Origin of the sequence: Deinococcus rhizophilus (assembly GCF_030271215.1) — a bacterium.
In the GTDB taxonomy this organism is placed as follows: domain Bacteria; phylum Deinococcota; class Deinococci; order Deinococcales; family Deinococcaceae; genus Deinococcus; species Deinococcus rhizophilus.
Window position 1 is genome coordinate 38,651 of sequence record NZ_JASNGB010000005.1, and the last position, 10,250, is coordinate 48,900.

The 10,250-nt window shown below is 70.4% G+C and carries 11 protein-coding genes; 4 read left to right on the forward strand and 7 right to left on the reverse strand.

Annotation, left to right across the window (positions count from 1 at the left end):
* Positions 1 to 72 precede the first annotated feature (72 nt).
* Entirely contained in the window at positions 73 to 1,773 is a 1,701-nt protein-coding gene (locus tag QOL99_RS01555; protein ID WP_285520854.1) for a ribonuclease J, read from the reverse strand.
* A 276-nt stretch (positions 1,774 to 2,049) separates the two neighbouring features.
* On the opposite strand from QOL99_RS01555, the gene QOL99_RS01560 reads away from it, so the two are divergent.
* The 3 genes from QOL99_RS01560 to QOL99_RS01570 all read left to right on the forward strand — a co-directional run bounded on the left by QOL99_RS01560 (position 2,050) and on the right by QOL99_RS01570 (position 5,615).
* Positions 2,050 to 2,715, forward strand: coding sequence for a response regulator transcription factor (locus QOL99_RS01560; RefSeq protein WP_285520855.1), 666 nt, complete (start codon positions 2,050 to 2,052; stop codon positions 2,713 to 2,715).
* 465 nt (positions 2,716 to 3,180) lie between these two features.
* Entirely contained in the window at positions 3,181 to 5,163 is a 1,983-nt protein-coding gene (locus tag QOL99_RS01565; RefSeq protein ID WP_285520856.1) for a PAS domain-containing sensor histidine kinase, read from the forward strand.
* The gene (locus tag QOL99_RS01570; protein WP_285520857.1) at positions 5,160 to 5,615 is read left to right on the forward strand and encodes a response regulator; all 456 of its coding nucleotides are present in this window, start codon (positions 5,160 to 5,162) and stop codon (positions 5,613 to 5,615) included. Before QOL99_RS01565 ends, QOL99_RS01570 begins: the two co-directional genes overlap by 4 nt.
* Before the next feature lie 216 nt (positions 5,616 to 5,831).
* Here QOL99_RS01570 and QOL99_RS01575 read toward each other — a convergent pair whose 3' ends face one another.
* The 6 genes from QOL99_RS01575 to QOL99_RS01600 form a co-directional block, all read right to left on the reverse strand.
* Positions 5,832 to 6,305: a WGxxGxxG-CTERM domain-containing protein gene (locus tag QOL99_RS01575; protein ID WP_285520858.1), complete on the reverse strand. Its 474-nt coding sequence runs from the start codon at positions 6,303 to 6,305 to the stop codon at positions 5,832 to 5,834.
* A 113-nt stretch (positions 6,306 to 6,418) separates the two neighbouring features.
* A complete protein-coding gene (locus QOL99_RS01580; protein ID WP_285520859.1) occupies positions 6,419 to 6,958 on the reverse strand; it encodes an HD domain-containing protein in 540 nt (179 codons plus the stop codon).
* Between the two features lie 194 nt (positions 6,959 to 7,152).
* Complete coding sequence (locus QOL99_RS01585) at positions 7,153 to 7,716, reverse strand: HNH endonuclease (RefSeq protein WP_285520860.1); 564 nt, start codon at positions 7,714 to 7,716, stop codon at positions 7,153 to 7,155.
* Between the two features lie 258 nt (positions 7,717 to 7,974).
* Positions 7,975 to 8,655, reverse strand: a complete 681-nt coding sequence (locus QOL99_RS01590; RefSeq protein WP_285520861.1) for a MarC family protein — start codon at positions 8,653 to 8,655, stop codon at positions 7,975 to 7,977.
* Positions 8,656 to 8,707: 52 nt separating this feature from the next.
* Positions 8,708 to 9,358, reverse strand: a complete 651-nt coding sequence (locus QOL99_RS01595; RefSeq protein WP_285520862.1) for a hypothetical protein — start codon at positions 9,356 to 9,358, stop codon at positions 8,708 to 8,710.
* Positions 9,359 to 9,399: 41 nt separating this feature from the next.
* Positions 9,400 to 9,804 carry a Fur family transcriptional regulator gene (locus tag QOL99_RS01600; protein WP_285520863.1) on the reverse strand — a complete coding sequence of 135 codons (405 nt, stop codon included), beginning with the start codon at positions 9,802 to 9,804 and terminating at the stop codon, positions 9,400 to 9,402.
* A 151-nt stretch (positions 9,805 to 9,955) separates the two neighbouring features.
* On the opposite strand from QOL99_RS01600, the gene QOL99_RS01605 reads away from it, so the two are divergent.
* Positions 9,956 to 10,250 (forward strand): biotin operon repressor (locus tag QOL99_RS01605; RefSeq protein ID WP_285520864.1); only part of this gene is annotated, 295 nt, incomplete at its 3' end.

A 10,250-nucleotide genomic window follows, 5' to 3' on the forward strand; every position in this document is an offset into this window, starting at 1 on the left:
TTGTGGAGCAAAGACCTCCTCTCCCCGGGGGAGAGGGGCGCTGCGAGGCCACGGGGAGAGGGGTCCCGTCCCTCAGTCCACGATCATCGGGATCAAGACCGGGTTGCGCCCCGTCGCCTTGCGGACAAAGCGGCGCACAGCCCCGTACATGTCGTCCCGGACATCCTCCAGCCGTTTCTTCTCGCGCAGGCCGCCCTCGACGGCGTCCAGCGCGACCTTGCGAATCTGGGCGTCGAGGTCGCGGTTGGAGCGCACGAAGCCGCGCGACACGATCTCGACGTGCGGGGTGGGGTGCAGCACCGCTGTCATGATCACGATGCCTTCCTGTCCCATGCTGGCGCGGTCGAGCAGCACATCGTCGCCGATGTCGCCCACGCCGAGGCCGTCCACGTACACCGCTCCGGCGGGCACCGTGCCCGTCACCTTGAACTCGTCGGGGCCGACGCGGATCACGTCGCCGTTCTTGGCAATCAGGGTGCGCTTGGGAGGCCGGGGCAGCGTCTGCGCGAGCTTGGCGTGGTTGATCTGGTGGCGGGGTTCGCCGTGCCACGGCAGGAAGAACTTGGGCCGCGTGAGGTTGAGGATGGTCGCCAGTTCCTCCTGCGAGCCGTGCCCGGAGGCGTGGACCCGGTAGGTGGGCGGGTAGTACACGTCCACGCCGATCTCGTACAGGCGGTTGACGATCAGGTTGACCGCCTCCTCGTTGCCGGGAATCGGGTTGCTGGAGAGGATTACGCTGTCGCCGCGCCGCAGGGCGATCTTGGCGTGGTTGCCGAACGCGAGCCGCCCCAGCACCGCCATCGGCTGCCCCTGCGAGCCGGTGCAGACGTACAGGATCTGCTGGTCTTGCAGCCCCGAGACTTCCTCGGAGGTCAGGAAGGGGTCGGGCGTTTCCAGGTGCCCGGTGGCCTGAGCGACCTGGGCGTATTTCAGCATCGAGCGGCCTTCCATGACCACCCGGCGGCCCTGGCGGTGGGCGATGTGCAGCAGGTTCTGGATGCGGTTGACCTGCGAGGCGAAGGTGGTCAGGAAGACCCGGCCCCTCAGCCCCGAGATCAGCTCTTCGAGATTCTTGGCGACCTCGGCCTCGCTCGCGGTGCGGCCCGGGCGCTCGGCGTTCGTCGAGTCGCTGATCAGCAGCAGCACGCCGTCCTTGCCCGCCTGCTCGATGCGGGCGAGGTCGGAGGGCTTGCCGTCGGCGGGGTGCTCGTCGAGTTTGAAATCCCCAGTGTGAAACACGGTCCCGGCAGGCGTGGTCAGCAGGTACCCGGCGTTGTCGGGAATCGAGTGGGTCATGCGGACGAACTCGACGCCGAAGTGCTTGCCGATGCGGACCTTGGCGTTCAGGTCGACCTCGCGCAGGTCCACGTCGCCGTCCTTGATGCCGAATTCCGAGATCTTCTCGCGCACCAGCCCGAGGGTCAGCGGGGCGCCGTACACCGGCACTTTCGGCAGACGGGGCAGGATGTACGGCAGGCCGCCGATATGGTCCTCGTGGCCGTGGGTCAGGATCCAGCCCTTGATCAGCCCGGCGTTGGCCTGCAGGTAGTCAATGCGCGGAATGATCAGGTCGATGCCGAGCTGGTGGGCGTCGGGAAAGGCCAGGCCGCCGTCCACGACCATGATCTCGTCGCCGTAGCGGTAGGCGGTGATGTTCTTGCCGATCTCGCCCATGCCGCCGAGCGGAATGACTTCGAGGTGCGGGGCGGGGGCAGCGGCAGGGCCAGCGGAGGGGGAGGGGGAGGGCAGGCCGCCCTGGGAGGGGTTGGTCATGGGGTCTCCGGGAAGGGGTCCGGCTCACGGCGGAGGCTGGGAAAGCGGCGGGCCGCAGGCACGGGGGCGAGGGGATGCGGCCAGGCACCGAAACGGCGCGGGGCATGGCCCAGGGACAAGAGGCGGATTGTGTCGGCCCGGCCCACAGAAGGGAGCGCGGGGCGCAGTCCCCGCAGCCTAGCACAGCGCTTCCCGCCTCCGGCAGCCGCGCGGAGTGAATGCGGCCCCCCTCACGATTTCTTCTGAAGTGCCCATGAAGACGGGTATCATCAGGGGGTGAGTGCCCAACGGATTCTTGTGATCGAGGACGACCTCGACATCGCCAACGTGCTGCGCATGGACCTCGGGGACGCGGGGTACGCGGTGGAGCACGCCGACTCGGCCATGAACGGCCTGATCCGGGCCCGCGAGGACCACCCGGACCTGATCCTGCTGGACCTCGGCCTGCCTGACTTCGACGGCGGCGACGTGGTGCAGCGGCTGCGCAAGAACAGCGCCGTGCCCATCATCGTGCTGACCGCCCGCGACACGGTCGACGAGAAGGTCCGGCTGCTGGGCCTCGGTGCCGACGACTACCTGATCAAGCCCTTCCATCCCGACGAGTTGCTGGCCCGCGTCAAGGTGCAGCTGCGCCAGCGGGTCACCGAGAGCCTCACGATGGGCGAACTGACCCTGGACCCCCAGAAGCGGCTGGTGACCTACAAGGCCGAGGAACTGCGGCTCTCGCCCAAGGAGTTCGACATCCTCGCGCTGCTGATCCGGCAGCCGGGCCGCGTCTATTCGCGTCAGGAGATCGGCCAGGAAATCTGGCAGGGCCGACTTCCCGAGGGCAGCAACGTCGTGGACGTGCATATGGCGAACCTGCGGGCCAAGCTGCGCGACCTCGACGGCTACGGCCTGTTGCGGACCGTGCGCGGCGTCGGGTATGCCCTGCGCGGATGAGCGCCCCGGTGTCCGTGATCCCAGCCGCAGGAGCCTCCGCGCTGCTCGCGGCGCTTCCAGACCCCGTGCTGCGGCTGGCTGGGGAGGCTGGGGAGAGGGCGGCGTGGCTCAACCCCGCTGCCCGTGAACGGCTGGGCGAGCCGGGGCCGGACGGCTGGCGGGGCCTCTTCTCGCCGGAGACGGCCGGGCTGCTGGCCGAGGCCGCCGCGCAGGTGCGGGGAGGAGCGCCCGAGGTGCGCCGCAGCGTGGCCCTGTCCGGCTCGCTGGCCCCGGCGCTGGCGACCCTGACCCCCGACGGGGAGGGCGGCGTGCTGCTGCACCTGCGTGACTCGCGGCATCCGCTGGAAGTTGCCGAGGAACTGATGGACGGCCTGGGCCTGGGGCTGCTGGTGCAGGCGGAAGACGNCCCTGTCCGGCTCGCTGGCCCCGGCGCTGGCGACCCTGACCCCCGACGGGGAGGGCGGCGTGCTGCTGCACCTGCGTGACTCGCGGCATCCGCTGGAAGTTGCCGAGGAACTGATGGACGGCCTGGGCCTGGGGCTGCTGGTGCAGGCGGAAGACGGCCGGGTGCTGCAGGCCAACGCGGCGGGGCAGCGCCTGCTGGACCTCAGCCTCGCGCAGATGACCGGGGCGGTTCCGGCGGGGGGGGACTGGCACGTCGTGTCGGCGGCGGGCGAACGCCTCTCGGCCGGAGACCTACCCACCCGCGCCGCCCAGCAGACGGGTGAGCCGCAGCGGGGCGTGCTGCTGGGCATCGTGGTGCCCGGCGAGGCGGGGGAGACGCGCTGGCTGAACGTGACGGCCCTGCCGCGCCACATTCCCGGCACCCAGCAGGCCAAGCAGGTCACGACCGTCTTCGCGGACGTGACGCGTGAGCAGAGCCTGCGCCACGACCTCGAACGCAGCGAGCAGCGTTACCGCTCGCTGGTGGAGGCGACCTCGCAGATCGTCTGGACCACCGCCGCCGACGGCACCTTCGGGGGGCCGCAGCCGGACTGGACGGCCTTTACCGGGCAGCAGGAACCGGAGTACGCGGGCCTGGGCTGGCTCATGGCCCTGCACCCCGAGGACCGGGCGGCGGCTGGGCTGGCCTGGGCGCATGCCTTGTCCACCCGCAGTCTCTATGAGACCGAGTACCGCCTGCGCCGCGCCGACGGCACCTACCTGCCCATGCTGGCGCGGGGGGTGCCGGTGGTGTCTCCCGGCGGACAGGTGCGCGAGTGGGTGGGGGTCAATCAGGACCTCAGCGCGGTCAAGGCCGCCGAGGCACACCTGCGGGCGTGGGGCACCGAGCTGGAGGGGCGGGTGGCCGGGCGCACCCGCGAGCTGGCCGAGCTGACCCGCTTTTCCACCCTGCTGCTCACGGCGGCGGGCGAGGGCATCTTCGGGCTGGACCGCCGGGGGCGCACCACCTTTGTCAACCCGGCGGCGGCGCGGCTGCTGGGCCACAGCATCGAGCGTCTGATCGGGGCCGATCAGCACGCCCTGATCCACCACCGCCGTGCGGACGGCTCGGCCTACCCGCTGGCAGAGTGCCCCATCCACCAGACCCTGCACGACGGCCAGCCCCGCCGCTGCGAGGAGGACGTGTTCTGGCACGCGGGGGGCCAAGCGGTCCCGGTGTCTTACGTGGTGTCCCCCACCCATGACGCGGCGGGAGAGCTGAGCGGGGCGGTCGTGATGTTTCAGGACATCAGCGAGCGCCAGCAGGCCCGCGCCGGACTCGAGGCGGCCGTGCGTGACCTCGAGCGCAGCAACGCCGAACTCGAACAGTTCGCCTACGTGGCCTCGCACGACCTGCAAGAGCCGCTGCGGACGCTGGGCAGCTACGCCGAACTGCTGGCGCGGCGCTACCACGGGCAACTCGACGACCGCGCCGACCAGTACCTGGGCTTCATGGTGGAGGCGGTCGGGCGGATGCGTGGGCTGATTCAGGACCTGCTGGGCTTCGCGCGGGTGGGCCGTGACGGCGGCAGCGGGGCCGTGCCCACCGCCGTGTCGCTCGACGCCGCGCTGCGGCAGGTGGCGGGCAATGTCGGAGCGCTGCTGGAGGCGACCGGCGGAGAGCTGACGTGGGACGCGCCGCAGACGGTCCTGGGCCATCCGGGGCTGCTGGTGCAACTGCTGACCAACCTGACGGGCAACGGTCTGAAGTTCCACCGGGAGGGCGTGCCGCCCCGGGTGCGTGTCACTGCGGCTCTGGCGGGGGAAGAAGTTCTCATTCGGGTGACAGATAACGGAATAGGGATCGCACCTGAGTATCATGAACGGGTGTTCGCGATCTTCCAGCGCCTCAACCCCCGCGAGACCTATCCCGGCAACGGCATGGGCCTCGCCATCTGCCGCAAGATCGCCGAGGCGCATGGCGGTCGTCTCACCCTGAGTTCTGCTCCCGGTGAAGGCACGACCTTTCATCTGCAGCTGCCGCAGTGGCGGGGGAGCGCGTGACGCCCGACCTGCCGCCCCAGGCCGCGCACATCGAGATTCTGCTCGTCGAGGACAGCGAGCCGGACGTGCTGCTGACCCAGGAGGCATTCGAGGGAGCGCGGGTGCCCAACCGCGTGCATGTGGTCCGCGACGGGGTTGAGGCCCTGCATTTTCTGCGCCGCCAGGGAGACCATGAGGGCGCTCCCCGTCCCGACGTGATCCTGATGGACATCAACATGCCGCGCAAGAACGGGCTGGAGGTGCTCGGCGAGATCAAGGCCGATCCCGACCTCGCCACCATCCCGGTCGTCATGCTGACCACCAGCCAGTCCGACGACGACGTGCGCGGCTCCTATGCCCGGCACGCCAGTGGCTACGTGGTCAAGCCGGTCGGCTTCGAGAACTTCTTGCAGGCCATCCGCGCCTTCGAGGAGTTCTGGATGACCTTTGTGCGGTTTCCTCCCCGCGCCTGACCGGACAACTAGGCCCCGGCCTCCGGACATGCTTGCCGGAGGCCAAATTCGTCGTGTAGAGCGTCTAACGGAAGAAGGTGTTCGGCCAGGTAGGTCTGGACACGCCCCCTCACCCCAGGCTGCCGAGGGGCCCTGCCCCGCAGGCACCACGTCCTCAGGGCAGCAGGACAAAAACCGCCCCCTGACCGGAGGCGGAGGCGGTTTCAGACCCCGTGGTTAGCGGCGGTCGGTGGTGCTGGTGGTGGTGGTGTGGGTGGCGACGGGCACCGGGCCGGGGCGGCTGCGGCCCGCCAGGCCAAACAGACCCGCGAGGCCCAGCAGGCCCCAGGGGAACTGACGGGTATCGGCCACACCGTCGGCGTTGGCATCAACCACGCCGTCGTTGTTGGGGTCAATGCCGTCCTCGACACCGTCACCGGTGATGTCGCCCGTCTCGTCCACAGCGGTGTCGACGTCTTCAACGGTGGTGTCGAACGCCTCGCCGGTTTCCTCGGCAGCCTGATCAACGTTCTCGCCGAAGTCCTCGACCACGCCTTCCTCGCCTTCGCCGACGGTGCCGCCGAAGTCATCGGTGGTGCCGGTATCGGTGGCAGTGTCGTCTTGTACCTGCAGGTAGCCTGCCGCGGGGGCAGTCGCCAGGGCAGTGGGGGCGGCAAAAATCAGGGCCAGGGTCAGCAGCGTCTTGTTCATGAGTCTCCTTGAGGTCGCTGTGTCAGCAACAGTTGAATTGAGCACAGTCTGAGCGGGAGACATGGCCGGGCGCTGAGTGCGCATCCATGAGTCCTTCATGTGCGGGCGAGTTCTCATGAGTCGGCGGCTTCCTGCAGCGCCCGCAGCACGTTGGCCAGGTGGGTGCTCAACTCCACCCCCAGCTCCCGCGCCCCCTGTTCGACCTCCTCGCGGTTCACGCCCGCCGCGAAAGAGCGCGTCTTGAAACGCTTGGTCAGGCTGCCGATCTCCACGCCGCGCACGTCCCGGTCGGGGCGAATCAGGGCCGCCGCCTGCACCAGTCCGGTCAGTTCGTCGACCGCGAAGAGCGTCTTTGCCAGCCGCGTCTCGCGGGGCACGCCCGTGTACGCCGCGTGCCCCAGGATCGCGTCCAGCACCTCGGCGGGCAGGCTGGTGTGCTCCCGCAGGTAGGCCACGCCCCAGCTTGGGTGCTCGTCCGGATGCGCCTCGTAGTCGAAGTCGTGGAGCAGGCCAGTCACCCCGTACAGGTCCTCGTCCTCGTCCCAGTGGCGGGCGTACCAGCGCATCGCGGCTTCCACATTGAGCATGTGGCGCCGCAGCGACGCGGAGGGGGTGTGGGCCTGCATCAGCGCGAGGGCTTCTTCGCGGGTCATGCGGGGCAGTGTAGGGCGGAAGGCCGGGGGGTGCTGGCTCGGCGTGGGGGGGCTGGCGGGTGACGCGCCGCCTCATCCCTCGCTGTGCGGGGCCCTCTCTGCAAGCAGCTCTGCGGGTCCCACGGGGAGAGAGGGTGTGTAGAGCACCAGCACCAGAGGCCCCCCGGCCCCCACCTCCTCACCGGTCTCCCGACTCAGCCCTGGCCGATGTACCGCGCCCACTCGGGCTGCCAGTGGGCAAACTGCCCGTGCGCGTAGACGCCGAAGGTGGGGGCGCGGGGGCGGGTGCGCAGGGGCATTCCGGCCTCGTCGGGGGTGCGGTTGCCCTTGCGCTGGTTGCAGGGGCGGCAGGCGGTGGTCACGTTTTCCCAGCCGTGCCGCCCCCCGCGCGACCGGGGCATCACGTGGTCGAGGGTCAGGTCCTGCGCCGAGCCGCAGTACTGGCAGGTGTAGGTGTCGCGCCTCAGCACGTTGCGGCGGTTGAAGGGCACCGGATGCACGCGCGGGCGCCGCACGTAGCGCCGCAGCCGGATCACGCTGGGCACCCGCAGCACGGTCGAGGGCGAGCGCACCACGTCGCCGCCGATCTCCAGCACCTCCGCGACCCCGTACTGCACGAGCGTGATGGCACGCTTGACGCTCGTGACGTGCAGGGGCTCGTAGGATGCGTTCAGCACCAGCACGCGCGGCGCGTTGAGGTCGGGGACCGCCCTCAGCTCGCGTGCCTCCTTTGCCGTCACGCTCGTGTGTAGGTTCACGCGCAGCATTCTAAAGTCAGCCCCCCGCGCAGATGTTGCGCCAAGTCGCTTAGAGCATTGGGCAGAATGACGGCCCCCGGGGCAGGGCGCCCCAGGTGCCTCCCCGACTGCCCAATGCTCTTCTTCATTTCGCTCGCTCTGCTGCGCAGCTGTGCAAGTCCGCTCGGCCAACGAATGCGGAAACCCACCGCATTCTTATGGCAAATGCTCTAGGGCGTGGGGGAGGGCGACCCCCTCAGCCTTGTGACCGCAAGTCTGTTAGCCTCTCGCGCTCCACCACCCGCGCAGCGTCTCCTCGGTGCCGCCGCGCAGGAATTCCAGCACCCCGTCGGCCACGTACTGCACGGCCAGGGCGCCCAGCAGCACGCCCAGCACGCGGGTCACCACATGCACGCCGGTCACGCCGATCACGCGGGCGATCTGCCCGGAGAGGCGCAGGGCCAGGTAGCACAGCATCAGCACCACGAAGGTCACGAGAAAGACCGCCGAGAGCAGCGGCAGGCTGCCGTGCGCGTCCCCGGCCAGAATCATGATGCTGGCGAGGGTACCGGGCCCGGCGATCAGCGGAATGGCGAGGGGAAAGACGCTGATGTCGGCCCTTTCCTGCGCCTCCTGTTCCTCCTCGGGGGTTTCCTTGGAGCCGCTGGGACGGGCGAAGACCATGTCCAGCGCGATCAGGAACAGCAGGATGCCGCCCGCGATGCGGAACGCGCTGAGGCTGATGCCGAGGTGCCCCAGCAGCTCGCGCCCGAACAGCCCGAAGCAGAGGATGATGACGCCCGCGACCAGCGTCGCCTTGAGCGCCACCCGCCGCCGCTCGAAGCTGGGGCGGTTTCCGGCCAGCCCGATGAAGATGGGCGCGAGGCCGATCGGGTCCATCACCACCAGCATGGTCAGGAAGGTCTGGAGGCTGATGCTGGAGAGTTCGGCCACGTTCACGGCCCCAGCCTACCGCCCCCGGTCCGGCGGACCCGGCCACGCCCCCCGGGCATCAGCGCCGCACATTGAGGGTCAGTGTGCCCGTCGCCTCGAAGTTCTGTGCCTCGCCCCGCTGCACGCCGCGCACGTTCAGGGTGTAGGTGTTGGCGGGTGTCTGCGGCGAGATGAGGACCCGCAGCGGCACGGTCTCCCCGGCGGCGGCCTGCGGCTGCCCGAAGGTGGCGCTCACGCCGGGGGCGGTGGTCTGGGTGCTCAGGGCGAAGGCGCCGGGGTGCGTCTGCGCCGAGTACCCTCCCACCCGCGCTGTCAGGTCGAGGGTCGTGCCCGCGTCCACGGTGAGTTCGGCCACCGATTCTCCGCCCCGCGACACCACCACGTACCCCCCCGCGCAGCCCGAGGCCCGCAGGATGCCGATGTCGCGGGCCCCCACCGCCAGCGCCGGAAAGAGCGAGGCCACGACCAGCCCCAGCGACAGCGCGGCCCGGCGGGGACGGTTCCAGTTCAGGGCGGTCAGGGCCAGTCCCCCCGGCCCCAGCAGCAGCGGCGGCAGCAGCGCGAGCACGGTGCGGCCCTGGCAGGGACCGTCCAGCACGGCAAAGCCCACCCCCCGCACCAGCAGCAGCACCAGCGCCCCCAGTCCCCACCCCAGCAAAAAGGCGAGCAGGGGCGAGCGGGAGCGCGGGGCAGCGGGGGCAGCGGTCATCCCGGCAGGCTAGCGCGGGAGGGTCGGGACGGTTTTCCCGGCTAGTCCGTGACCGGAGGCCTGATGCCGCAGTCGGGGCACACGCCCATGAACTCCAGCCGCACGTCGGTCACCTGAAAGCCTGCGGGCAGCGCCGAGGGGGGCAGCACCGGCACGGCGGCGGCCTCCACGTCGAAGATCGCCCCGCACTCGCGGCACACCGCGTGGTGGTGGTCGTGGCCCGCGTGCTTGTAGTCGTAGCGGGTGGCCTGTCCCGCCCGCTCGATGGTGATCACCACCCCGTCGCGCACCAGGGCGTCGAGCGTGCGGTACACCGTGCCCAGGCTGACTTGCGGCAGCGCCTCGCGCACCCGGCCATGAATCCACGCGGCGTCGGGGTGCGCCCGCGACCCGCGCAGCACCTCGATCACCGCCTGTCTCTGCCGGGTCTGCCGGACCATCGTCATGCCCCGAAGATAGCAAACCCCCCGGACCGGGCCTGACGCGGGGATCACGGTTGGCGGGCGCGTCCCTGCCGCCGGTCCTGCCGCTGGCCCACCCCCATCTCTGAACCCGGTTCATTGCCTTTGGTTCAGCCAATCCGTTAGAACGCTGAACGTGCCCGGACGCCTGCTGCCCCTGCTGACCGACCAGCCCCAGTCCGGGGAGACCCTGGGAGCGCGGCTGGGGGTGAACCGGGTCACCGTGAACACGCTGGCGCGGCGGCTGGAGGGGGAGGGGGTGCCCGTGCTCACCACCCGCGCCGGGTACGCCCTCGCGCCCGGCACGCCCGCGCCGGGGCTGGTCGCGGTGACGGGGACCTTCGGGCGGGCGCTGCGCTACCGGGGCACCCTGGGCAGCACCCAGGACGAGGCGCGGGCGTGGGCCGACGACCTCCGTGACCCCGCTCCCC

Excerpts from the sequence above, each read along its gene's own strand:
- QOL99_RS01555 (WP_285520854.1), bottom strand. The coding sequence starts at position 1,773 with ATGACCAACCCCTCCCAGGGCGGCCTGCCCTCCCCCTCCCCCTCCGCT.
- QOL99_RS01575 (WP_285520858.1), bottom strand. The coding sequence starts at position 6,305 with ATGAACAAGACGCTGCTGACCCTGGCCCTGATTTTTGCCGCCCCCACT.
- QOL99_RS01580 (WP_285520859.1), bottom strand. The coding sequence starts at position 6,958 with ATGACCCGCGAAGAAGCCCTCGCGCTGATGCAGGCCCACACCCCCTCC.
- QOL99_RS01595 (WP_285520862.1), bottom strand. The coding sequence starts at position 9,358 with ATGACCGCTGCCCCCGCTGCCCCGCGCTCCCGCTCGCCCCTGCTCGCC.
- QOL99_RS01600 (WP_285520863.1), bottom strand. The coding sequence starts at position 9,804 with ATGACGATGGTCCGGCAGACCCGGCAGAGACAGGCGGTGATCGAGGTG.